General features: G+C 59.0%; 22 protein-coding genes and 1 tRNA gene. 12 read left to right on the forward strand and 11 right to left on the reverse strand.

Annotation, left to right across the window (positions count from 1 at the left end):
• Window positions 1-798 precede the first annotated feature (798 nt).
• Window positions 799-889 (reverse strand) — tRNA-Ser (locus T18_RS04345).
• Window positions 890-1052: 163 nt separating this feature from the next.
• Between T18_RS04345 and T18_RS04350 the strand changes: the two genes are divergently transcribed.
• Complete coding sequence (locus tag T18_RS04350) at window positions 1053-1394, forward strand: hypothetical protein (protein ID WP_003512218.1); 342 nt, start codon at window positions 1053-1055, stop codon at window positions 1392-1394.
• A 95-nt stretch (window positions 1395-1489) separates the two neighbouring features.
• Window positions 1490-1666, forward strand: a complete 177-nt coding sequence (locus T18_RS27110) for a hypothetical protein (RefSeq protein WP_013635788.1) — start codon at window positions 1490-1492, stop codon at window positions 1664-1666.
• A gap of 3 nt (window positions 1667-1669) precedes the next feature.
• On the opposite strand, the gene T18_RS04355 is transcribed toward T18_RS27110, so the two are convergent.
• Together T18_RS04355 and T18_RS04360 are read right to left on the reverse strand one after the other, a co-directional pair.
• Complete coding sequence (locus tag T18_RS04355; RefSeq protein WP_038490437.1) at window positions 1670-2470, reverse strand: aldolase/citrate lyase family protein; 801 nt, start codon at window positions 2468-2470, stop codon at window positions 1670-1672.
• A gap of 7 nt (window positions 2471-2477) precedes the next feature.
• Window positions 2478-3695 (reverse strand): NAD(P)/FAD-dependent oxidoreductase, encoded by a 1218-nt coding sequence (locus tag T18_RS04360; RefSeq protein WP_038490434.1) that lies wholly within the window; start codon window positions 3693-3695, stop codon window positions 2478-2480.
• Window positions 3696-4023: 328 nt separating this feature from the next.
• On the opposite strand from T18_RS04360, the gene T18_RS04365 reads away from it, so the two are divergent.
• Window positions 4024-4371: a hypothetical protein gene (locus T18_RS04365; RefSeq protein WP_013635784.1), complete on the forward strand. Its 348-nt coding sequence runs from the start codon at window positions 4024-4026 to the stop codon at window positions 4369-4371.
• Window positions 4372-4530: 159 nt separating this feature from the next.
• Window positions 4531-5643: a pyridoxal phosphate-dependent aminotransferase gene (locus T18_RS04370; RefSeq protein WP_038490431.1), complete on the forward strand. Its 1113-nt coding sequence runs from the start codon at window positions 4531-4533 to the stop codon at window positions 5641-5643.
• Between the two features lie 411 nt (window positions 5644-6054).
• Here the strand turns inward: T18_RS04370 and T18_RS04375 are convergent, their stop codons facing one another.
• Window positions 6055-6321, reverse strand: a complete 267-nt coding sequence (locus tag T18_RS04375) for a sel1 repeat family protein (protein WP_003496982.1) — start codon at window positions 6319-6321, stop codon at window positions 6055-6057.
• Window positions 6322-6802: 481 nt separating this feature from the next.
• Between T18_RS04375 and T18_RS04380 the strand changes: the two genes are divergently transcribed.
• The 5 genes from T18_RS04380 (at window position 6803) to amn (ending at window position 9993) form a co-directional block, all read left to right on the forward strand.
• A complete protein-coding gene (locus T18_RS04380; RefSeq protein ID WP_038490428.1) occupies window positions 6803-7141 on the forward strand; it encodes a DUF2147 domain-containing protein in 339 nt (112 codons plus the stop codon).
• Window positions 7142-7262: 121 nt separating this feature from the next.
• The gene (locus T18_RS04385) at window positions 7263-7859 is read left to right on the forward strand and encodes a hypothetical protein (RefSeq protein ID WP_038490425.1); all 597 of its coding nucleotides are present in this window, start codon (window positions 7263-7265) and stop codon (window positions 7857-7859) included.
• 159 nt (window positions 7860-8018) lie between these two features.
• Window positions 8019-8201, forward strand: coding sequence for a hypothetical protein (locus T18_RS27115; protein ID WP_013635780.1), 183 nt, complete (start codon window positions 8019-8021; stop codon window positions 8199-8201).
• A 10-nt stretch (window positions 8202-8211) separates the two neighbouring features.
• Window positions 8212-8385 carry a hypothetical protein gene (locus T18_RS27120; protein ID WP_003509979.1) on the forward strand — a complete coding sequence of 58 codons (174 nt, stop codon included), beginning with the start codon at window positions 8212-8214 and terminating at the stop codon, window positions 8383-8385.
• 102 nt (window positions 8386-8487) lie between these two features.
• Complete coding sequence (gene amn / locus T18_RS04395; RefSeq protein ID WP_003512205.1) at window positions 8488-9993, forward strand: AMP nucleosidase; 1506 nt, start codon at window positions 8488-8490, stop codon at window positions 9991-9993.
• 212 nt (window positions 9994-10205) lie between these two features.
• Here amn and T18_RS04400 read toward each other — a convergent pair whose 3' ends face one another.
• The 3 genes from T18_RS04400 to T18_RS04410 form a co-directional block, all read right to left on the reverse strand.
• Window positions 10206-10676 carry an OsmC family protein gene (locus tag T18_RS04400; RefSeq protein ID WP_038490422.1) on the reverse strand — a complete coding sequence of 157 codons (471 nt, stop codon included), beginning with the start codon at window positions 10674-10676 and terminating at the stop codon, window positions 10206-10208.
• Between the two features lie 58 nt (window positions 10677-10734).
• Entirely contained in the window at window positions 10735-12111 is a 1377-nt protein-coding gene (locus tag T18_RS04405; protein WP_038490419.1) for an aspartate aminotransferase family protein, read from the reverse strand.
• Between the two features lie 211 nt (window positions 12112-12322).
• Window positions 12323-13231 carry a diacylglycerol/lipid kinase family protein gene (locus T18_RS04410; RefSeq protein ID WP_003512196.1) on the reverse strand — a complete coding sequence of 303 codons (909 nt, stop codon included), beginning with the start codon at window positions 13229-13231 and terminating at the stop codon, window positions 12323-12325.
• Window positions 13232-13466: 235 nt separating this feature from the next.
• On the opposite strand from T18_RS04410, the gene T18_RS04415 reads away from it, so the two are divergent.
• Window positions 13467-14711, forward strand: a complete 1245-nt coding sequence (locus T18_RS04415) for an MFS transporter (protein ID WP_038490416.1) — start codon at window positions 13467-13469, stop codon at window positions 14709-14711.
• A gap of 286 nt (window positions 14712-14997) precedes the next feature.
• Window positions 14998-16371, forward strand: coding sequence for a magnesium transporter (gene mgtE / locus T18_RS04420; protein ID WP_038490413.1), 1374 nt, complete (start codon window positions 14998-15000; stop codon window positions 16369-16371).
• A gap of 68 nt (window positions 16372-16439) precedes the next feature.
• Here the strand turns inward: mgtE and T18_RS04425 are convergent, their stop codons facing one another.
• Together T18_RS04425 and T18_RS04430 are read right to left on the reverse strand one after the other, a co-directional pair.
• A complete protein-coding gene (locus T18_RS04425) occupies window positions 16440-17276 on the reverse strand; it encodes an undecaprenyl-diphosphate phosphatase (RefSeq protein ID WP_003512187.1) in 837 nt (278 codons plus the stop codon).
• Between the two features lie 120 nt (window positions 17277-17396).
• Window positions 17397-17786: a winged helix-turn-helix transcriptional regulator gene (locus tag T18_RS04430; protein ID WP_013635769.1), complete on the reverse strand. Its 390-nt coding sequence runs from the start codon at window positions 17784-17786 to the stop codon at window positions 17397-17399.
• A 103-nt stretch (window positions 17787-17889) separates the two neighbouring features.
• On the opposite strand from T18_RS04430, the gene T18_RS04435 reads away from it, so the two are divergent.
• On the forward strand, window positions 17890-18906 hold the full coding sequence (locus T18_RS04435) for a zinc-binding alcohol dehydrogenase family protein (protein ID WP_013635768.1): 1017 nt from the start codon (window positions 17890-17892) through the stop codon (window positions 18904-18906).
• A gap of 55 nt (window positions 18907-18961) precedes the next feature.
• Here the strand turns inward: T18_RS04435 and T18_RS04440 are convergent, their stop codons facing one another.
• Both T18_RS04440 and T18_RS04445 read right to left on the reverse strand, forming a co-directional pair.
• Window positions 18962-19702: a pentapeptide repeat-containing protein gene (locus tag T18_RS04440; RefSeq protein ID WP_038490411.1), complete on the reverse strand. Its 741-nt coding sequence runs from the start codon at window positions 19700-19702 to the stop codon at window positions 18962-18964.
• 301 nt (window positions 19703-20003) lie between these two features.
• Complete coding sequence (locus T18_RS04445; RefSeq protein ID WP_038490408.1) at window positions 20004-21668, reverse strand: electron transfer flavoprotein-ubiquinone oxidoreductase; 1665 nt, start codon at window positions 21666-21668, stop codon at window positions 20004-20006.
• Window positions 21669-22157: the final 489 nt, after the last annotated feature.

Raw genomic sequence — 22157 nt, forward strand, 5'->3', positions numbered from 1 at the left:
GAGAAGGCTCTTGATGTTCATGATTGACCTCCAGTCAAAGTTTTTAAGTGGGTCTGGGTACTTTTGCCGAAGGACAGCATTCCCTGCCCCATTCCCGTGTTCTTAGAAGCCAAACGATCCACCGCCTCGCTTCTGGTCGTGAAAATACAAAAGGTTTCGCCGCTTGCAATCGCCAACATCCGATAAAGCGCATTTACGTACATGCTTCATTTCGGTTTGTTGCGGAAACAGCACACAGTGGGCACACGGCCCATAGGTGGCTTTACCATGCGTTAAGAAATGACTTGAAAATCCGTTAGTTAGCGCGGTTAACAAGGTCTTTCTAAACTATAGGCCTTTTCGGAGATCCCTTGCCCCGCAGGGGAAGGGCGACGGAAACTTTTGCCCCGTTCCGGCCCCACACTTAGTATGGCTCCCCGGTGCGCACATAGAAACAACAGTGAAACCCGAGCGGTTCGCCACCGATTCCCCGATCAACGATTCGGCTCGCAGGCTCCGGCACCTCAATTGTTTCGACGATTGCGTCCGCAAGCGTTACGGGACGAGTCGCGAAAACGGCGCGGAATACGAGTGTGTGTCACTTAGGTACAGAGTGCTTTATAACTGCCTGCAAGAAACGAGGGGCAGAATCGCTTCGCGCATTAGCTCTCTCCACTATCCTGCGGTTTATCGCAGGGGTCCGGCGTTTCGCGAAACGCGCTGAAGAACGAACTGGCATGCGGAAACGCATACGTTAGGTGTCTGGTGGAAAGAAGTAGCTGTTTAGGGAGATTTATAATTTCAGGCTTCGTGCCGAAATGGCGGAGAGGATGGGATTCGAACCCACGATACGCTTTTGACGTATACTCCCTTAGCAGGGGAGCGCCTTCGACCACTCGGCCACCTCTCCGGTGCGGCCTGATTATTGCTTTAAAAAAATGAATGCAAGGGTTTTTCGCCAAGAAGCCGAAAAACCTGTTGGCCGAACGCCCGCCAGCGAAACTTTGCGGGCCATTGGGGAACTTCTTCTCTTCCGGCACGTTCTGGCTTCGGTAACAAAAAGAGGTGTTCTAATGGCTCAGACCAAACTGAATGTTGTCGAAGATACGATCGAAAACCAGATTGCGGAGTTGCGTTCGCAGATTTCGTCTCTCTCCAAGTCCGTTTCCGCTCGTGCTGAAGGCGTTGGTGAAGATGCATCCGAATTTCTGGATGAGGCTCGTGGCCGCGTCCGCAAGGCGGCAAGCAATGTGCGCGCCCAGGGCCAGAACGTTGTGGAAGCAGTCAAGGAAAACCCCGGCACTGCAACCTCGCTGCTGACGATCGTCGGCGCACTCGGCTTTGCGATCGGTTATGCGGTCGGCGCTGGTACTCAGCAGAGTTCTTCGAACAGCAGCCTTTATCGCTGGCGCTGATTGCCGCACTAGAGGCTAGAATTCAGGCAAGGCGGGATACGTTCCGCCTTGCCTGTTTGCATTTATTTCAGAGAATTGACGAACAGGGGGCGGAAATGGTGTTCAGCAGCGATCTTGAAGAAGCATTGTCGGATTTCGCGAGAGATCACGGCATTGACAGGGATGAGGCTATCCAGCGCATTGTCCGCGCGGCACTCATCAATAACGGTTATCTCGCTTCCGGCGAAGAAGGCATTCCGCCGGAAAAGCTGAACGCCAGCAACGATGACTAAGACTCAATATCCGGATTTGGATGGCGCAGGCGCTGCCCCGCCCTTGTAGCGGCTGGAAAGCGCACGCAGTGTATTGGAAAACTCCGTAACATCGGCGCCAACAGCCACGAAGGATGCGCCGAGTTCCAGATAACGGCGATTGAATGTCTCGTTGAAGGTGAGAATGCCGGCAGCTTTGCCGGCCGCGACGATCTTGACGATCGCTGCCTCGATTACGGCCTGCACTTCCGGCTCGTCCAGCCTGCCGAGATAGCCCATATCCGCAGCAAGATCGGCCGGGCCGATGAAGATGCCGTCCACACCTTCCACCGCAAGAATATTGTCGAGATCATTGATCGCGGCGCGCGTTTCCGCCTGCACCAGCAGGCACACGCTGTCGGACGCACTGTCGGCATAATCGGTTATGGTGTTGAAGGCTGAGGCGCGGGCAACCGCCGCCCCCATGCCGCGAATGCCGCGCGGCGGATAGTGCATCGCACTGACCAAATCTTCAGCCTGCGCCGCCGAATCGACCATGGGCACCAGAAGCGTGCGGGCGCCTGCGTCCAGCAGCTGCTTGATCATCCAGCTTTCGCCAACGGGCACACGCACCACCGGTTCGGCGGGCGATGTGGCGAGAGCGCGCAATTGGTCGATGATGCTGCGAAGATCGTTTGGGCCGTGCTCACCATCGATGACCAGCCAGTCGAAACCCGCTGTTCCGGCAATTTCCGCCGTGATGGCCTCACCCATATCGAGCCAGAGGCCGATTTGCGGCCTGCCGGCGTGGATGGCTGTTTTGAAACGATTTTCGGGAGCGGGCATGATGTCCTCAGGAAAGCAGTAATTTCAGATCGGCGGACGGGTCCGCCAGGATGGCGCGATCCGGCTCAGCGCCGGTATCGAGCAGTTTTTTGCCGGAAACATAGGCCTTGGCATCGTTGACGGCATCGACCGCCACGAATCGCCCGTCGCGGAAATACCAGACCGACCAGCTGCCTTCGCGCGCGCCGGGCCGCAGCACCGTCTCGTCATAACCGAGGTTGAAGCCGGCGATCTGCAGCTTTACCTCGTATTGATCCGACCAGAACCAGGGTTTGGCATCATAGGCGACTTCAGCGCCTGCCAGTACGTGAGCGGCGGCCTCGGCCTGATCAACCGCGTTCTGGACTGATTCGAGACGCACAAGCTGGCTCCGCCACGGCAGCAACGCGCAATCCCCCACCGCGTGGATATCCTTGTCCGAGCTGCGGGTGTGTTCATCCACCACGATGCCATTGCCGACATCGAGGCCCGATTCGCGGGCAAGGCGATCGTTCGGGGTTACGCCAATGCCGACGATGACGAAATCCACGTCAAGCACCGAACCATCGGAAAGCTCGGCAGCGGCCACCCGGCCATCCATGCCGACGAGCCGCACGAGGCCGGTCTTTTCGCGGATGGAGACGCCGTGCTCCTGATGGATGCCGCGCATGATATCGGCGGTTTCCTTTGCCGCCACGCGCTGGAGAATGCGGTCGGCCATTTCGATCAGCGTGACCTCGAGACCGAGCTTGCGGGCGACGGCTGCCGCTTCCAGACCGATATAACCACCGCCGATAACCAGCAGCCTGCGGCCGGGTTTCATTTCCTCAAACAGCCGGTCAGCATCGCGCTTGTCGCGAACGGTCAGAACACCTTCAAGATCGCCACCGATGCTGGCGGGCAGCTCGCGGGGTGCAGCACCGGTCGCCAGTACCAGCTTGTCGTAGGAAAGCGTGCTGCCATCCTGCATGCGAACGGATTTGGCAGCGCGGTCTACCTCCTCCACGAAGGTGGAGAGCCGGATATCGACATTGTTTTCCGCGTACCACTCCTCAGGCCGAAACATCAGCCGGTCGAAGCTCATCTCGCCTAAAAGGTATTTTTTCGACAGTGGCGGCCGTTGATAAGGATAGGCATCCTCCGAGCCGATGATGGTGATGGGGCGCTCATCCTTCAGCGCCCTGAGCTTTGCCGCCAGCGCGAAAGCGGCCTGCCCCGCCCCGACGATTACCAGCCTTCCCGCCACATTTCACTCCCAGAACAATCGCCAATGGGCAGATTTGCCGCACCCTGCGAAGCCATATTGCGGGATCAGGCGTAACGCCAAGTACGGCCCGCGTCAACCGTACAGCGCCACCAGCCCGGTGCAAGCATGACACATTATCACCCCAGACTGCGACACCCTTGCAACCGGAAGGAGCCGGGTGCATTTCCTCAAGGGAAACATCGGCTTCCGACAGGCGGTCTGGCCCATGTCGAGACGCACAACAGACAATTGCGCGGATTTCCTTCACGCACTGGCAAGGAAGACGCGTTAAAATCGGCATCAGGAAAAGGCAATCCGGGAGGTTGTCATGGCTCTACATATTGATCACCGTCAAAGCGTCCCGCAGGACGAGCAATACGAGAAGTTTCAGATCGACCGGCCCGGAAAGATCACCTTCATCGGGCATCACCTCAGCGCCAAGGATACCATGCGCTGCCTGGTGCGCAGCATCTCGCTTTATGGCGCAGAGATCGAGGTCAGCCCGCATCTGGAGATGCCCACTAATTTCTATCTGGAAATTCTCGGCATTCGCGATGAGATCGGCTGCAACCTGATCCGCAGGGAAGAGGAAAAGGTCACCATCGGATTCAACATGTTGATCGACGCGGAATTCCTGCACCATGTGCGCAGGCTGAGTTTCGAGACCAGCGTCTGAGCCGCATCGACCGATTAGCGGCCGAGTTTTTCTCTCACGGCGCGACGGTGGAAAAAACTGTTCCAAAACAGGCATCCGGTAACCGGGCGCGACTTGCGTCCGGTTTTTTTGCACCTATTGTGTGCCGGGTTTTCAAACAGGTACTGGAAATCTCAGCCAATGTCCGCTTTCTCACGTCTTACGCCGCTAGCCGTCTCTCTTCCTTCAACCGTTCCCTTCGTCGGCCCGGAAGCCATCGAGCGGGGCCGCGGCCTGAAGGTGGAAGCGCGGATAGGCGCCAATGAAAGCGGGTTCGGCCCTGCCCCATCCGTGCTTATGGCCATGCGGGATGCTGCGGCGGAGACCTGGATGTATAGCGATCCGGAAAATTTCGAACTGAAGGAAGCGCTCGCCATCCACCACGGCGTTTCGCGTGGCAATATCGCCATTGGCGGCGGTGTCGATGGTTTGCTGGGTGAGATCGCCAGGCTGATCGTTGAGCCGGGAACGCCGGTGGTCACCTCGCTCGGCGGTTATCCTACCTTCAATTACCATGTGAACGGCTTTGGCGGAAAACTCGTGACCACGCCATATGTCGACGATCACGAGAACCTCGACGGGCTTCTCGATCTCGTCATCCGGGAAAATGCACCGCTGGTCTATTTCGCCAATCCCGACAATCCGATGGGAAGCTGGTGGGAGGCAAGCGAGGTCGTGGCCTTTGCCCGTGCGCTGCCGGAAACCTGCCTGCTCATTCTGGACGAGGCCTATTGCGAGACCGCACCTGCCAGCGCCGTGCCAAGCATCGACGCCCTTGTCGGCCAGCCGAACATCCTGCGCATGCGGACTTTCTCGAAAGCCTACGGACTTGCCGGCGCCCGCGTGGGGTATGCCATCGGCACGCTCGGCAATGTCGAAGCCTTCGACAAGATCCGCAATCATTTCGGCATGGCACGCGTTTCGGTCGCCGGCGCATTGGCGGCACTGAAGGATCAGGCCTATCTGCATGACGTCGTTGGAAAAATTGCGGTGGCTCGATATCGCATTTCCGCGATTGCCCGCAATAACGGCCTCTCACCCCTGCCGTCGGCAACCAATTTCGTCACCATCGATTGCCAGCGCGACGGCACTTACGCCCGCGCCATCGTCGACGGCTTGATGGAACATGGCGTGTTCATCCGCATGCCGGGCGTGGCGCCGCTCAACCGCTGCATTCGTGTGAGTGTGGGACCTGATGACAAGCTTGATCTTTTTGAACAGGCATTGCCGAAGGTCATCAAGGCGCTGGGTTGAGGTTTCGCTTGCCTTCTCATCATTCCTGTTCTTGTCACGAGGAATCGAGCCAGCCCAAGTCCTTGGGCTGAAAGGAGTCTTTCGCCACACAGACGTGTGCCGGCTGGATCCCCGTGGCAGGCAAAGGGATGAGGATGGCGAGCCAGGCGGCATATGGTGCGATCGACCATTGCGTGCATCGATTCAACATCCTCTGACAAACCCCTGTTCGCGAATCGTTTTCCATCAACCGACATCGCCAGACATAAGAAAACCGCGCCGGCCTTGTTCCTGCCGGTCGCGGTTTGATGTGTCAGCGCAAAAGCTCGTTTCAAAGCCCTCGCCGCATTCCCCTTCGGGTTTACTTTCGTTTGTACCGGTCATCGGGACTGGAGGGAACCGGACCGGAAATTCTGTCGCGGATAAGGTGCGTCAGTGCATCGTCATCCAGTCGCGTGCGGCACGCAGCGCTTCGGCCAGTTCCGCCTTGGTCATGTTGCGGGCAAGATCTGCTCGCAGCGAAGCGGCTCTTTCCGATCCGCGGATCGCGGCGATGTTGAGCCATTTGTGGGCGGCGACCAGATCCACCTTGCATCCCCGGCCGGTCGCATAGACCAGGCCGAGATTGCAAAGGGTGTCGGCGCGGGTTTCGCCACCGGCAACTGCCATTTCGATATCGCGAATTTCAAAGCGTGCCATCGTTTTAATCCCTGTCTTCTCGCCTGTTTCATCAAGTGCCTTCTTGTCGAGGCTAACCTTTGGAACTGCCGTCTTTTGCGGCTTTTTTGTTCTTCCGGCCGGCAGGTTTTCCCTGCGCTTTTGATGACCCCAATATGTCATGAGGCTTTCAACGGGCGCTTAAAAGGCATGATTAATGGGCCGCAAACAAACTGCAAACGATTGGTAAAATTGGGTTTTTGTTAAATATCACGAGGTGCGGAAATTAAGGACTTTCGAGCGAATTTTACGAAAACTTTAGAATTGGATTTCAACCCTTCATTCACCACGATCCAAACAACGGTTTTTCGAATTGCCCCTCTCCCACTCTCCTGACCGACGCAAATGCCGTCTCGCAGCTGGAATTTTCTGTTTCCTTTTACGTGAACGTCAAATACTATCCGCATGCCCGTGCGGAGGACGAAACGGGCAAAGAAAGCGCGACATGGACGGAGGAGTTTTTATGAAGCGTGTAATGATGATTGCCGCAGGCCTGCTGATCGGCAGCAACCTTGCTCTTGCTGCTGAGCCCATTGAAGGCAACTGGAAGACGGCGAGCGGCGAGACAGCCGTAATCGGCCCCTGCGGCGCAGCTTTCTGCGTGACGCTGAAGACAGGCAAACATGCGGGAAAACAGATCGGCAAGCTTTCCGGCAAGGGAAACAGCTATTCGGGCGATATTACCGATCCCGCTAATGACAAGACCTATAGCGGCTCCGGCACCGTTTCCGGCAATTCGCTGAGCATGAAGGGCTGCGTGCTGAAAATCCTGTGCAAATCCCAGACCTGGACCCGTTTGTGAGATAAGATGCGACGGACAGGCTTGTAACAGCCTGTCCGTCGTCGCCGACGGACGTCGTGTGTAACGCATATATCCGTTGATGTATCGTCGCGGCCCGAACGGACACTCTTAAGAGCGACGCATGCCTGCCACCCTTTCCATAATCCTGATTTCGGGTACGTCCCATGTCGGCAAAAGCACCCTAGCCGGCCTGTTAAGCGAAAAACTCCACTGCGAGGCAATTTCAACCGACAGCCTGGCACGCCACCCCGGGAGGCCATGGCCGGGCGTACCCGCGCCTGTGGAGGAATATTACAGGCAGCTGTCGGCAGAAACGATCCATTGGTTTCTGAAGGTGCATCACCAGAATATCTGGCCGCTTGTGCGCGGGCTGATCGACAGCAAGACAGGCACCGGCAATATCGTCATCTTCGAGGGCGCGGCATTGCGGCCGGAATTTATAGCGCCCCTGCTGGGCAGAACGGTTGCCGGGGTCTTTCTTCACGCACAGAATGACTTTCTCTCCGACAGAATGCGCGCGCATGCAGGATATAAAGATGCGACGGCGGGCCAGCGCCGGATCATGGACGCCTTCATTGAGCGGTCCCTGCGCGAAAATACCGAAATGCTGGCATCCGCGCGACACCATCACGTCCCGATCGTCGACATCGCCAATCCCGAAGCATTCGATGGCCTCGTCAACGAACTCACAGCCCGTGCGGTTGCCTCTCCGGCGTGATGCAAAAGCAGGCAATTTGAGGCCGCTGAAGCCAGCCACCGCCCTAATTCACACTGGAAGTATCCCGTTAATCTCCCTGAACACCATATGAACCGGGGTCTCAGGGTCCATTCAGTCCGAGTGTGGCAAAACTCTGTCCATGAACTCCAATAAAGGGGAATGGACATGACAAAGTTGATCAGCCGGCTGGCAATCTTCGCGTTTCTCATGGCGATCTTCGCCATGTCCTTCGCCTCGCTCGTCGTTAATCCCAACCGCAGCTTTCAGCGGGTTAATGCGGGTGCGGCGCTTGCCTGCCAGCACAGCCCGGCACCGGCCGCCAATTGCCCCGTCGTGCTGTGAGGACCAGCCGATGACGACGAGCTTTTCCAACGGCCTGTTTTCCGCACTGAGACTGGTGCTGATGGCATCGATCTTTCTAGGCCCGGTGGCGGGACTTGCAGTTTACAAGGCAGATCCCCGCCCGGCATCAAAGGGCGCCGGTTTCGTGCTGCTGATGAGCCTGCAACGCGGCGCGCTCGGCTGAGATTTCACCGCCTGCCCTTTGCCGCAGCCATTTTTCCGTTTCTTTTCAGTTTCTTCGTATTTCTGTCGCTTGCCTGTCGAAATAGGCCTCCTATAATGGGCCATGACAATAGCAAAACGAACGATTCCGCCCTTCTCCTTCATCAGCCCCGAGCCTTTCGCGCCGCAGACGTTCACGGACCCGAAAGAAGCTGTTGAGGCTTTGACCGCGCTTTACGAACGCAATACGGCGTTCCTCATCAACTCCTTCACCGAACTTGCCAAGGGTGCGCCGATTACCGGCCGCTACCGCGCCTGTTATCCGCAGGTCAGCCTCGAGACATCCACTTTCGGTCATGTCGATTCGCGCCTTTCCTATGGCCATGTCACCTCCCCCGGCGTCTATACGACGACGATCACCCGGCCGGAGCTTTTCCGCCACTACCTGAAAGAGCAGCTGGGGCTTCTGATCAAGAACCACGGCGTTCCGGTGACGGTTGCCGAATCGGCCACGCCCATTCCGCTGCATTTCGCCTTTGGCGAAGGCGCTTATGTCGAGGCGGCGGCGGCATCCTCGCTGTCCGACGTGCCGTTGCGCGATCTTTTCGACACGCCCGATCTCAACAACACCGACGATCTCATCGCCAATGGCGAATATGATCAGGTGCCCGGCGAACCCGCGCCGCTTGCGCCGTTCACCGCGCAGCGCATCGATTATTCGCTGGCCCGCCTCAGCCATTATACGGCAACGAGCGCCAGCCATTTCCAGAACTTCGTGCTGTTCACCAACTACCAGTTCTATATCGACGAATTCGCCGCATGGGCGCGGCAGTTGATGAAGAATGGTGGGGAAGGCTACACGGCCTTCGTGGAGCCGGGCAACATCATCACCCCCGCCGGTTCCGACAGGCCGGACACGGATGCGGTGCTTGGCCGCCTGCCGCAGATGCCAGCCTATCACCTGAAGAAAAAGGGCCATGCCGGCATTACGCTGGTCAATATCGGCGTCGGCCCTTCCAACGCCAAGACGATCACCGACCATATCGCCGTGCTGCGCCCGCATGCCTGGCTGATGGTTGGCCATTGCGCCGGCCTGCGCAACAGCCAGCGCCTTGGCGATTATGTGCTGGCACACGCCTATGTGCGTGAGGACCACGTTCTGGACGACGACCTGCCGGTCTGGGTGCCGATCCCGGCTCTGGCGGAAGTGCAGCTGGCGCTGGAAGGTGCGGTTGCGGAAGTCACCGGTTACGAGGGCTTCGAGCTGAAGCGCATCATGCGTACCGGCACCGTCGCCACGATCGACAACCGCAACTGGGAGCTTCGCGACCAGGCGGGCCCGGTCAAGCGCCTGTCGCAATCGCGCGCCATCGCACTCGACATGGAATCGGCCACCATCGCGGCCAACGGCTTCCGGTTCCGCGTGCCCTACGGCACCCTTCTCTGCGTCTCCGACAAGCCGCTGCACGGCGAATTGAAGCTGCCGGGCATGGCGACGGAGTTCTACCGCACGCAGGTTGCCCAGCATCTGCAGATCGGCATCCGCGCCGTGCAGAAACTCGCCGCCATGCCAACGGAAACGCTGCATTCGCGCAAGCTCAGAAGCTTCTACGAGACGGCATTCCAGTAAATTTGCGCATCCATGTCCTCAAGGTGGTGATGTTGCTCAGACACCTTGAGGCGCTGCAAAGGCTGGAAACCTCTCCGTCGTCATCCTCCGGCTTGACCCGAGGATCCACCACCGGTCGACTATGGATCCTCGGGTCAAGCCCGAGGGTGACGTTGAATTTGGGCCGAGCAAAATAATCCGCTACGCGCGCTGGGGAAGCAACTACATCCGTCTCAAACCACCTTCACCGTCCCCTCCACACGCACGGGAAAATTCACCGACCGGGCGATGAAGCATTTGTCGTGGGCATCGTGGTGCAGCTCATCAGCCCGCGCAAGATCACCCTTCGAGATGGTGATGACCGGTTTCAACACTACCTCGCTGAATTGCCCGGCGCCGTCCTTTTCCATAACCAGCGTGCCTTCGGCATTGTCGACATAGTCTTCAACGATGATGCCGTTGACGGAGCAGAAATGCAGGTACCATAGTTTGTGGCACGCCGAGAGCGAGGCAACCAGCAGGTCTTCCGGGTTCCAGCGGGAGGCATCGCCGCGAAAGGCGGGATCTGAAGAGCCGACGATATCCGCTTTCCCGGACGTGGAAATCGTGTAGTCGCGTTCATAGTCACGGTATCCCGAGGTACCCTTGCCGCGATTGCCGGTCCACTTCACCTGAACGGCATAGTGATGTTCCTGTCCTGCCATTTCATTTCTCCCTTAGAGTTTTTGTCGCATTTCCCGGACGTAAAACAACTACGCGCTTCTATTGGAAATGCTCTGGTGTATCGCGCAGGTGATCGAGCCCCTTGCGCAGAGTCTCGATGATCTGGTCCACCTCCGAGCGGCTGATCGTCAGCGCCGGTGAGGCCAGCATGCGGTCGCCGGTGGCACGCATGACGAGGCCGTTTGCCAGGCAATGGTTGCGCACGGCGGTGCCGATGTCATCCGGCTTGGCAAAACGCCTGCGGGTCGCCTTGTCGGCCGCAAGCTGCAGGCCACCCATGAGGCCGACATTCACTGCCTCACCCACCAACTCGTGGTCGGTCAGGCTTTTCCAGCCTTGCGAAAAATAAGGGCCGATATCATCCCGCACCCGTTCCACCAGCCCCTCATCCTCGATGATACGAATATTTTCCAGAGCGGCGGCGGCGCAGACGGGGTGGCCGGAATAGGTGAAGCCATGGTTGAAATCACCGACCTCGGACAACATCACCTCCGCCACCCGGTCGGAAACGAGGACGCCGCCAATCGGCAGATAACCGGATGACAGGCCCTTGGCGACGGGCGCGAGGTCCGGCTCCACGCCGAAATGCTGGTAGCCGAACCAGGAACCGAGGCGGCCGAAACCGCAGATCACCTCGTCGGACACCAGCAGAATGTTGCGCGCCTTGCAGATGCGGGCGATTTCCGGCCAGTAGGTTTCCGGTGGCACAATGACCCCACCGGCGCCCTGAATGGGTTCAGCCACGAAAGCCGCGACATTCTCTTCACCGAGCTCGTCTATCTTCGCTTCCAGTTCCCGGGCCACCTTCAGGCCGAATTCTGCGGGTGAGAGATCGCCGCCTTCCGCATACCAATAGGGTTGGCCGATATGGGCGATACCCTCGATCGGCAGATTGCCCTGCTCGTGCATCCACTTCATGCCGCCGAGCGAAGCGCCGGCGACCGTAGAGCCGTGATAGCCGTTGCGGCGAGCGATCACCTTGGTCTTCGTCGGATGGCCGAGCGCCTTCCAGTACACCCGCGCCATGCGGAACCAGGTGTCGGTGGCTTCCGAACCGGAATTGGTGAAGAACACATGGTTCATCTTCGGCCCGGCACGGGAAGCGATCTTCTGAGCCAGAAGTGTGGCTGATGGTGTCGTAGTGCCGAAAAAGGCGTTGTAATAGGGCAGTTCGTTCATCTGGCGCTGCACGACATCGGCGATCTCGCGGCGTCCGTAACCGATATTGACGCACCATAGTCCGGCAAAGGCGTCGAGATACTTCTTGCCGGTGCTGTCATAGATGAAGACGCCTTCTGCGCGCTCGATGATGCGGGTGCCGCTCGCGTTCAGCTTACCCATATCGGAAAAGGGATGCAGGTGATGGGCGGCATCGATAGCGGCAAGGTTGGACACCGGCTTGGAGACTTCATTCATGACAGATCGCACTCCCGCAAAGACGACGGCGCCTTCCGGAGCCGCACCCAACCGAACATGGCCGGGCGGCTTCGATTTGGCAAGACTGGCGTTTTTTGGGGGATCGAGACGATGAGTCGGCCTTGCCGCTTGTTTCTTCTCCCCCGCCGGGGAGAAGAAATGCGCCGCTGCCTTGAAGCAGGTTCGATTGCACCGTTATGGAGGTGGTGCGCTACGCCAAGACCCCTCGCCCCACCAGCACCTTCAATTCGCCGGCATGGACTTCAAGTGCCACGTCGCGCTCCATCGGCAGCAATTCGCCATCGATGACGCAGCGCACGTCATGGCGCTTCTTGGGGAAATGAAGTTCCACACCCGTGACGGTCGTGGCCGTTACCGCAGCGTTTTCCTTCAGCTTGCCGCGCAGGATGTCGAAAGCGAGCCTTGCCACGCCCGAGGGGCGCAGGGGATCGGTGAGATAAAAGCCGAGATGGCCGCCCGAGACATTATCCGCGACCAGAAGCGAGTTCTGCCCGAATTCATTGTTGGAGACGGAAATTGCTGACACCTTGCGGCGCTGCGTCTTGCCGTTGACCGTATATTCCACCTCGAAGACCGGCGGATTGAGAATGACGCTGATGGCGGCGCGGACGCTTGCCTTGATCTTGCCAAGGCGGGAGGCGAAGGCGAGGTTGTTGCGATAGCGCACCATGCGCGAATGCAGGCCTGCGGAAAACTGGTGGACGAAAAGACGGCCGTTGGCGCTGGCGATATCGACATTGGCGATCTCGCCATTCGCCAGTGTCTCCAGGACCTGGCGGATATCGAGCGGCAGCTTCAGCGAGCGGGCGAACAGGTTCATGGTGCCGGCCGGTACGATACCGAGCGCGATGCCGTGTTTCCAGGCGATACCGGCAGCGGCCGAAATCGTTCCATCACCACCGCCGGCAATGATGCCTTCGATATCAGGCTCATCGGCGGCGCGTTCCATCTCCTCGACAACTTCCTTGCCGGAGACCACGCGGCAGTCGATCGTGTGGCCGGCGCGGGAAAAGACCTCGCGGGCGTGGTCGCAATAGGCATCCATATCCGTGGTGCGGAAGGTGCCGCCGTCACGATTGAAAATTGCAATGAGCTTCATATTTCCAACCTGATCCTGTGAGGCAGCCGCGCGTAAATGCTTGGGGTTATATAGGGTTCCAAACACCATCGCGTGAAGATGCTCTTTTGCCGAGAATCGCTCTACCGCAATGCATCATTTCATGTTAGATATCACTTAAGGTCATTTTCATGACCGCGCATCTCCAGTCAGGGCAGGCCGTTCCCATACGGTCTTGCCCTTTTTTCTGTGGGGTCCTCCCCCTTTTCAGGTCGCAATGAGCCATTCGAATTTGTCGGAAGCCCGCCTCGAGGCGGAGAGTGAAACCGTTGTTGCGGCAAGGCCTGCCGTGGCACTGACGCCGTTTGCCGTCGCACTCATCGAACTGGCGCTTGCGGCCGGCGGTTTCGGCATCGGCACCGGCGAATTCGCCATCATGGGCCTGCTGCCTGACGTAGCAACGACCTATGGCGTCACAGTGCCCCAGGCAGGTTACGTCATCACGGCTTATGCACTGGGTGTCGTCATCGGCGCGCCCATCATCGCGGTGCTGGCTGCGCGCATGACGCGGCGCACTCTGCTTCTCGGCCTCATGGGACTTTTCGCACTCGGCAATATCTTGAGCGCCGTCGCACCTGATTTCCTGAGCTTCACCGTGCTGCGCTTCATCACCGGCCTGCCGCACGGCGCCTATTTCGGCGTTGCAGCGCTGGTGGCCGCCTCCATGGCGCCAATCCACAAACGTGCCCGCGCCGTTGGCCGCGTCATGCTTGGCCTCACCATCGCCACGCTGCTTGGAACGCCGCTTGCCACTTTCTTCGGGCAGATGCTTTCCTGGCGCGCGGCCTTTATGCTGGTCGGCGGCATCGGGCTGTTGACAGTCGCCCTGCTGTGGCTGTTCCAGCCGCGCGACAGGGTAGAGGAAGGTGCCAGCGTTTGGCGTGAACTCGGGGCTTTCCGCCGCGTGCAGGTATGGCTGACGCTCGCCATCGCGTCGGTCGGTTTCGGCGGCATGTTCTCGGTTTTCAGCTATATCGCCAAGACCACCACCGATGTCGCGATGATGCCGGTTTCCACCGTCTCCATGGTCCTCGCCCTCTTCGGCATCGGCATGAATGTCGGCAATGTGGTCGGCTCGCGGCTGGCCGATGTCTCGCTCAACGGCACGATCGGCGGCATGCTCGCCTTTAACGTGGTGGTCATGGCCGTGTTCGGCATGACGGCGCATGACCCGTTCATGATGTGTCTCTGCGTCTTCCTGATCGGCTGCGGTTTTGCCGCCTGCCCCGCCGTGCAGACGCGGCTGATGGATGTGGCAGCGGATGCGCAGACGCTTGCGGCTGCCTCCAACCACTCCGCCTTCAACATCGCCAACGCGCTCGGCGCATGGCTTGGCGGCATGGTCATCGCCATGGGCTATGGATATGCCTCCACCGGTTATGTGGGCGCTGTTCTTTCGCTTCTCGGGCTTGGCGTTTTCCTTGTGTCCGTCACCGTCGAACGGCGCGCAAAAGCCGGCTGAAAGCCGGTTTTTCAGCGGCCGGAACACCCGTTCCGGCACCTGCAATAAACCTTACGGAAATTTCACGATCGGCTCGCTTGACTCTTTTTGGTTTCGGGCGCAACACGGCTTTACGCGCAGGCCGTGACCCGGCACAGCGCGGATTTTAACGGAGCATCATTTGATGTCTAGCGACAGTAGTAGTCGATTGCCTTTGCCGAAAGCGGCGAACGGGAACTGATCCGGCACCTGTCGGCTCACCACCGCGTTCGTCGTAATCGGCGAATCGACGGAAAGGTGAGCAATCATGAACTTCCACACCCTCTCCCAGAGAGCCGGCAAGGCCGCACGTCTTCTCCGCAGCGGAAATGCCGGTTCCACCACCATTGCAGAACGCGTCGAGCACCTCAACACACTCGATACGCATGAGGCAGTCGCCGCCCTGCTCGCCATGCCGCAGGCAAAGGCCGTCGCCATTCTCGACCGGCCGGAACTGCATGACGCAGCCGCCATCATTGCCGGTATTCCGCTTGACCAGGCCGCCCGCTTCGTCAACCTGATGTCAGACGACCGCGTTGCCGACGTCATGGCGGAAATGGACGAAGAGCCGCGCGCAAAGCTGTTTTCCCGGCTGGATCGCACGACCGCGCTCTCCATCAAACATCTGATGGGTTATCCGCCGCGCACCGCCGGCTCGATCATGACCACGGAATTCGTCAGCGTGCCGGATAACTGGACGGTGGAACAGACCCTTTCGCACATCCGCGTCGTCGAGCGGTCGCGTGAAACGGTCTATGCCATCTATGTTCTGGCGCAGGACGGAACGCTGTCAACCGTCGTGACGCTGCGTCGCCTGCTGACCGGCGAGGCCGGCGCCTCCATTCTCTCCGTCGCATCGAAGGAAGGCATCGTCTGTGCCAGCCCCTTGATGTCGCAGGAGGATGTTGCCCGGCTCATCCGCAAGCACGACCTTCTGGCGCTTCCCGTCGTTGACGATCATTCGCATATCCTCGGCATCGTCACGGTCGACGACGTGATCGACACCATGATCGCCGACACCACGGAAGACGCCCACAAGTTCGGTGGCATGGAAGCACTCGGCAAGCCCTATATGGCAATGGGTTTTCCGGACATGATCCGCAAGCGCGCAGGCTGGCTGGCTGCCCTGTTCCTGGGTGAAATGCTGACGGCAAGCGCCATGCAGCATTTTGAAGGCGAGCTGGAAAAAGCCGTCGTGCTGACGCTGTTCATTCCGCTCATCATGTCATCAGGCGGCAACTCCGGTTCGCAGGCCACCTCGCTCATCATCCGGGCGCTGGCGCTCGGCGAACTGAAGCTTTCGGACTGGTGGCGGGTGCTGCTGCGGGAAATCCCGACGGGCCTGACGCTCGGCTGCATTCTCGGCGCCATCGGCTTCCTGCGTCTGACCATCTGGCAGCAGGCAGGCTTTTATGATTATGGCGACCACTGGCTGCTGGTAGGCGCTACCGTCTTTGCCGCACTCGTCGGCATCGTCACCTTCGGCTCGCTGGCCGGCTCCATGCTGCCATTCCTGCTGCAGCGTCTGCGGCTGGATCCAGCCAGCGCATCTGCACCGTTCGTCGCCACGCTGGTGGATGTCAGCGGCCTCGTCATCTACTTCTCGGTGGCGCTGGTGATCCTCAGCGGCACACTGCTCTGAAACACAAAAGGCCCGCTCGAAAGAGCGGGCCTTTTCATTTGCAGCGTTTTTGACAGGGCAAGCCCCCCTCAACCGCCGGCGCTGATAACGCCCGTTCCGAGAAGTCCCAAAAGAATGACCCCGATGACCACCCGGTACCAGACGAAGGGCATGTAGCTCTTGGTGGAGACCAGCTTGAGGAAGACGACGATCACGGCGTAACCGACGACGAAGGCGATCAGGGTTGCAAGCCCCGTCTGGCCCCAGCCTACAGGGTTCTCCTCGCCGATGCTTTTGAACAGCTGGTAGAAACCGGAACCGAAGACGGCGGGAACGGCGAGCAGGAAGGAATATCGTGCGGCCGCCTCGCGCGTGTAGCCTAACAGCAGGCCGGCGCTGATGGTGCCGCCCGAGCGCGAGACGCCGGGGATGAGCGCCATGGCCTGCGCGAAACCGAACAGGATGCCATCACGCCAGATCAGCTGGTTCAGCTTGTAGCGCTTCTTGCCGATCCTGTCGGCGACGCCGAGAATGATGCCGAAGACAATCAGCATTACGGCGGTGATATAGAGATTGCGCAGCGAATGCTCGATGGCATCCTTAAAGAACAGGCCGAGCAGCACGATCGGCACCGAGCCGACGATGATCAGCCAGCCAAGCCGCGCATCGGACTTGTCATAGGGTCCGAGGCGAAGGTTCTGCCGGAGCCAGGCGGCGGCGATCCGCATGATATCGGACCAGAAATAGACCAGCACCGCCGCTTCCGTGCCGATCTGCGTAATCGCCGTGAAGGCGGCGCCCGGATCCGCACCGGAGGGCAGAAACTCCCCGGCTATCCTCAGATGCGCGCTTGAAGAAACCGGAAGAAATTCCGTAAGTCCTTGCAAAAGGCCGAGAAATCCGGCCTCCAACCAACCGATGCTCATGTGATTTGATGTCCCTGCTGCGAATCGAATTCGCAGCATTATGCATCAAACCGGGCAAATCCGTGTTGCATCGCACCATGAAAAAGAAGTGCGGGAGGGCTTGGTTTTACCCGTTATTTTTCAGGCTGCTTTCTCCGCAGGCTCAGGATGGAGGGTGTATTTCGCGCCGTTCTTGCACACAACATGGGCGTCGCCCCAGCTTTTCAGCGCCGAGATCACAGGCTTCATGGTTTCGCCAAGTGGCGTCAGCGCATAGTCCACGCGCGGCGGCACCACCGGGAAGACGGTGCGCGAAATCAGGCCCGCCTCTTCCAGTTCCCGCAACTGCTTGGTGAGCATGCGCTGGGTGACGCTTGGGATGTGGCGGCGCAACTCGTTGAAGCGCAGGGTGCCCTCGTTGATGAGGTGATAGAGGATCACGCCTTTCCATTTGCCGTCGAGAAAACTCAAGGCAGACTCCACCGGGCAGCCCGGAAAATTGCCGGTAAGCTTGGCGCGCGGTCGCGACATCACAGTATCCTTTTTGTATGTATCATCACAAAATGTGCATTCTTGCGATCGATGTTCATATGTATCAAGTAAGAGGCACGCAAACAAGCAAAGGAGACTGTTTATGCGCGCCATCGGTTACAAGACGAGCCAGCCCATTACCGCAACGGATGCCCTTATCGACCTCGACCTGCCGCAGCCGGAGGCGACGGGGCATGATATTCTGGTGGAGGTGAAGGCCGTTTCGGTCAATCCTGTTGACACCAAGGTTCGCCGCAACCAGGCGCCGGAAAACGGTGCTGCCCGCGTGCTGGGCTTCGATGCGGCGGGCGTGGTGAAAGCCGTCGGCGACAAGGTATCGCTGTTCAAGCCCGGCGACGAGGTGTTTTACGCTGGTGTCATCAACCGCCCCGGCTCCAACAGCGAATTCCATCTGGTCGATGAGCGCATCGTTGGCGCCAAACCGAAGTCGCTGAATTTCGAGGAAGCAGCGGCACTGCCGCTGACCGCGATCACGGCCTACGAGACGCTGTTCGACCGGCTGCGGGTGACAGAGCCCGTTCCGGGTGCGGCAAACGCCGTTCTGGTGATCGGTGGCGCCGGCGGCGTCGGCTCGATTGCCATTCAGCTTCTGCGCGCACTGACCGATCTTACCGTCATTGCCACGGCTTCGCGGCCGGAAACGATGCAATGGGCCAAAGACCTCGGCGCGCATCATGTCGTCGATCACAGCAAGCCGATTGCCCCGCAGGTGGAAGCGCTTGGCCTTGGTGCACCGGGCTTCGTATTCTCGACCACCCATAGCGACATTCACGCTGCAGACAGCGTGGCGACCATTGCGCCGCAGGGCCGTTTTGCGCTGATCGACGATCCGGCCGGCGGTTTCGACGCCATGGCGTTCAAGCGCAAATGCGTTTCAATCCATTGGGAAATGATGTTCGCCCGCGCGGTTTTCCAGACGCCTGACATGATCGAACAGCACAAGCTGCTCAATCACGTTGCGGAACTGGTCGATGCCGGCAAGATCAAGACGACGTTGACCGAAGTTTTCGGCACCATCAACGCCGCAAACCTCATCAAGGCCCACGCCTTGATTGAAAGCAACACGGCCAAGGGCAAGATCGTGCTTTCGGGCTTTTGATCTACGCGTCACACGAAGTGGGAGGTGCGCGCCTGATAAAGCGCGCCCTTCCCGGTCAATCGTCTTCCGGATCTTCCGGGCATGGCCATGCGGCAGGCGTCGTCAGGCCGCTCGGCAGTTTTGTCTTGGCGTCGCCGCAGGCGATGTCGATCTGTTTCTGCTCAAGGCCGGTGGCGGCGGAAAGATCGACCCCCTCTATGCGGGTCAACAGCAGGAAGGCGTTGGCAAAATCCACCGCGCCGCCGAGCTTTGCGCCCTGGAAGCTGGCACGCGACAGATTGGTCAGCGAAAATTTCGAGCCGGACAGGCTGGCATCTTGAAACTCGGCACGCCCGAGTTCAGCCTTGGTAAAATCCGCGCCGTCCAGTTTGGCCTTGTTGAAATTGGTCCGCTGCATTTCCGCATTGATGAATTTTGCGCTGGTGGCGTCGGCGGCGGAAAAGTCGCTGCGGTAGGCTTCCACCTTCGTCAGGTTGGCGCCCTGCATGTTCGCCTCTCCAAGAGCCGTCCGGATGAGTTTCGCCTTTTCAAGATTAGCGCCCTTCAGCGAGGAGCCGCGCAAATCCGTATAGGTGAAATCCGTGCCGTAAAGCATCGCCGAATCGAGGTTGCTGCCGCCCAGCATCAGGAGCCGCTTGTTGCATTCGCGCCAGTCGATGCCGGCCATGGCGTCGGCGCGGCAGCTGGCGGCCATCAGCGGGCTGCCACTGAGCGAAACGGCAACTACCATACCTGCCGCCAGACCGGCGACGATCCTTGTATTCCGCACGATATTCAGCCTCTGAAAGCCGGACATTCCATCACTCCTGCCGCCGGGCGACGGCCCAAACGCAACATATGCACATTCAAGGCGTTACCGCATCCCTAGCCCACAATCCATGGACCATGCAAAGCTACAACACCCCAACATCCTATATGTAAGAAATCGAAGGGCAATCCACAAATACTAGGGGGACGAGACTTTCGATGCCTCGCGCACGAGACGTCATCCCTTCGCTTGTCGCGAGGATCCAACCACGTATCGTGAAATCAATCGGTTGCAGATGCCCGGGGCAAGCCCGGGCAAGACGAAGGTTACCGGCAGACCGGCATCACCATCACATATTGGCGTAAACCGGCCCTTCGCCACCCTGTGGCGGAACCCAGTTGATGTTCTGGTTGGGGTCCTTGATATCGCAGGTCTTGCAGTGCACGCAGTTCTGCGCGTTGATCACATAGACTTCCTCGCCGTCCTTCTCCACCCACTCATAAACGCCGGCAGGACAATAACGTGTCGAGGGACCGGCATAAATGTCGTGTTCGGAACGCTTCTGCAAGTCCATATCCTTCACCTGAAGATGCACCGGCTGGTCTTCCTCATGGTTGGTGGAGGACAGGAACACCGATGACAGCCGGTCGAAGGTCAAAACACCGTCCGGTTTCGGATAGGCGATCGGCTTGTGTTTGGAGGCCGGCTCAAGGCTCTGCGCATCCGTCTTGCCGTGTTTCAGCGTGCCGAAAACGGAGAAACCGAACAGCTGGTTGGTCCACATGTCGAGACCGCCAAGGCCGACGCCAACAAGCGTGCCGAACTTCGACCACAGCGGCTTGACGTTGCGCACACGCTTCAGGTCCTTGCCGATATCGCCGTCACGCCATTCCGCCTCGATCTCGGCCACTTCATCATGGGCGCGACCGGCGGAAATAGCCGCGGCGATCTTTTCCGCCGCCAGCATGCCCGACAACACCGCATTGTGGCTGCCCTTGATGCGCGGCACATTGACGAAACCGGCCGAACAGCCGATCAGCGCGCCACCAGGGAAAGTCAGCTTCGGCACCGACTGGTAACCGCCCTCGGTAATCGCGCGCGCGCCATAGGAAATGCGCTTGCCGCCCTCGAAAGTGTCGCGGATGGCCGGATGCGTCTTGAAGCGCTGAAATTCCTCGAAAGGATAAAGATAGGGGTTCTTGTAATTGAGATGCACCACGAAGCCGACGGCGACGAGATTGTCCTCCAGATGATAGAGGAACGAGCCGCCGCCGGTCTTGAAACCGAGCGGCCAGCCAAAGGAGTGCTGCACGAGGCCCTGTTTGTGGTGTTCCGGCTTGACCTGCCAGAGTTCCTTGATGCCGATGCCGAATTTCTGCGGTTCGCGATCTTTCGAAAGTTCAAACCTGGAAATCAGCTGCTTGGCGAGCGAACCGCGCACGCCCTCGCCGATCAGCACATATTTGCCATGCAGCTCCATGCCGCGCGTGAAGGCGGGGCCGGGTTCACCGTTCTTCTCGATGCCCATATCGCCGGTAGCGACACCGATCACTGCGCCTTCTTCATTATAAAGCACTTCGGTGGCGGCAAAGCCCGGATAGATCTCGACGCCGAGCGCTTCCGCCTTTTCCGCCAGCCAGCGACAGACCAGCCCAAGCGAGACGATGTAATTGCCGTGATTGTTCATGAGCGGCGGCATCATGAAGTTCGGCAGACGGATGGAGCCCGCAGGGCCTAAGAACATGAACTGGTCGTCCTTGACCTCGGTCTTGAAGGGATGCCCCTCTTCCTCACGCCAGCCGGGCAGAAGCCGGTCGATGCCGATGGGATCAACTACGGCACCTGAGAGAATATGCGCGCCGACTTCAGCACCCTTTTCAAGAACGACGACCGAAAGCTCCGGCTCGACCTGCTTCAGACGGATCGCGGCGGCAAGGCCCGCAGGACCCGCACCGACGATCACAACGTCGAATTCCATCGCTTCGCGTTCCGGCAGTTCCATCGCTTCCGTCATCTTGTCCTCTCACCTCGCCGGTCCCATCCGGCTGTTGTTATATCCGCTTCCGGCATTCGCACCGTGTTGCCTGCACTGGCCGAAAAGCCCGTCTGCGACAACACATTCGCCCTAGCCTGTCTTCGCAAAGCACGACGGCTTTGTCGAGCTTCCATAGCGGCAAAACATGTCGCACGCCACTCAATTGTCAGACAACCTGATGAGTATTTTATTACTTTTACGTGCACGTAAGATTAAGAATAGGAGTTGCATGGGTGGGCGTCAAGGGCGATCCTTGATAGCTGGCATACGGCAAGCGTCGCTAGTCTTGTCCTAGACCGGATTGCAATTGGCGTGTTCTTCTACGTGCTGCCACCTATCACGTCTTTTACCTGACCCGAAGGCACGCTTCAGCCAAGCAAGGTCAGCTAGCCCTGGCTTCTTGCCATACAAAGAAATGGTTGTATTTTTTATATACTTTGGCAACGCTGGATTGACTTCAGTTGATAC

Origin of the sequence: Rhizobium sp. TBD182, from assembly GCF_001950375.1 — a bacterium.
Taxonomy (GTDB): Bacteria; Pseudomonadota; Alphaproteobacteria; order Rhizobiales; family Rhizobiaceae; genus Agrobacterium; species Agrobacterium tumefaciens.

Excerpts from the sequence above, each read along its gene's own strand:
- T18_RS04440 (WP_038490411.1), bottom strand. The coding sequence starts at position 19,702 with ATGTCCGGCTTTCAGAGGCTGAATATCGTGCGGAATACAAGGATCGTC.
- T18_RS04370 (WP_038490431.1), top strand. The coding sequence starts at position 4,531 with ATGTCCGCTTTCTCACGTCTTACGCCGCTAGCCGTCTCTCTTCCTTCA.
- T18_RS04380 (WP_038490428.1), top strand. The coding sequence starts at position 6,803 with ATGAAGCGTGTAATGATGATTGCCGCAGGCCTGCTGATCGGCAGCAAC.
- T18_RS04425 (WP_003512187.1), bottom strand. The coding sequence starts at position 17,276 with ATGAGCATCGGTTGGTTGGAGGCCGGATTTCTCGGCCTTTTGCAAGGA.
- T18_RS04355 (WP_038490437.1), bottom strand. The coding sequence starts at position 2,470 with ATGCCCGCTCCCGAAAATCGTTTCAAAACAGCCATCCACGCCGGCAGG.
- T18_RS04415 (WP_038490416.1), top strand. The coding sequence starts at position 13,467 with ATGAGCCATTCGAATTTGTCGGAAGCCCGCCTCGAGGCGGAGAGTGAA.
- T18_RS04410 (WP_003512196.1), bottom strand. The coding sequence starts at position 13,231 with ATGAAGCTCATTGCAATTTTCAATCGTGACGGCGGCACCTTCCGCACC.
- T18_RS04375 (WP_003496982.1), bottom strand. The coding sequence starts at position 6,321 with ATGGCACGCTTTGAAATTCGCGATATCGAAATGGCAGTTGCCGGTGGC.
- mgtE (WP_038490413.1), top strand. The coding sequence starts at position 14,998 with ATGAACTTCCACACCCTCTCCCAGAGAGCCGGCAAGGCCGCACGTCTT.
- T18_RS27110 (WP_013635788.1), top strand. The coding sequence starts at position 1,490 with ATGGTGTTCAGCAGCGATCTTGAAGAAGCATTGTCGGATTTCGCGAGA.
- T18_RS04430 (WP_013635769.1), bottom strand. The coding sequence starts at position 17,786 with ATGTCGCGACCGCGCGCCAAGCTTACCGGCAATTTTCCGGGCTGCCCG.
- T18_RS04400 (WP_038490422.1), bottom strand. The coding sequence starts at position 10,676 with ATGGCAGGACAGGAACATCACTATGCCGTTCAGGTGAAGTGGACCGGC.
- T18_RS04405 (WP_038490419.1), bottom strand. The coding sequence starts at position 12,111 with ATGAATGAAGTCTCCAAGCCGGTGTCCAACCTTGCCGCTATCGATGCC.
- amn (WP_003512205.1), top strand. The coding sequence starts at position 8,488 with ATGACAATAGCAAAACGAACGATTCCGCCCTTCTCCTTCATCAGCCCC.
- T18_RS04385 (WP_038490425.1), top strand. The coding sequence starts at position 7,263 with ATGCCTGCCACCCTTTCCATAATCCTGATTTCGGGTACGTCCCATGTC.
- T18_RS04445 (WP_038490408.1), bottom strand. The coding sequence starts at position 21,668 with ATGACGGAAGCGATGGAACTGCCGGAACGCGAAGCGATGGAATTCGAC.
- T18_RS27120 (WP_003509979.1), top strand. The coding sequence starts at position 8,212 with ATGACGACGAGCTTTTCCAACGGCCTGTTTTCCGCACTGAGACTGGTG.
- T18_RS04365 (WP_013635784.1), top strand. The coding sequence starts at position 4,024 with ATGGCTCTACATATTGATCACCGTCAAAGCGTCCCGCAGGACGAGCAA.
- T18_RS04435 (WP_013635768.1), top strand. The coding sequence starts at position 17,890 with ATGCGCGCCATCGGTTACAAGACGAGCCAGCCCATTACCGCAACGGAT.
- T18_RS04350 (WP_003512218.1), top strand. The coding sequence starts at position 1,053 with ATGGCTCAGACCAAACTGAATGTTGTCGAAGATACGATCGAAAACCAG.
- T18_RS27115 (WP_013635780.1), top strand. The coding sequence starts at position 8,019 with ATGGACATGACAAAGTTGATCAGCCGGCTGGCAATCTTCGCGTTTCTC.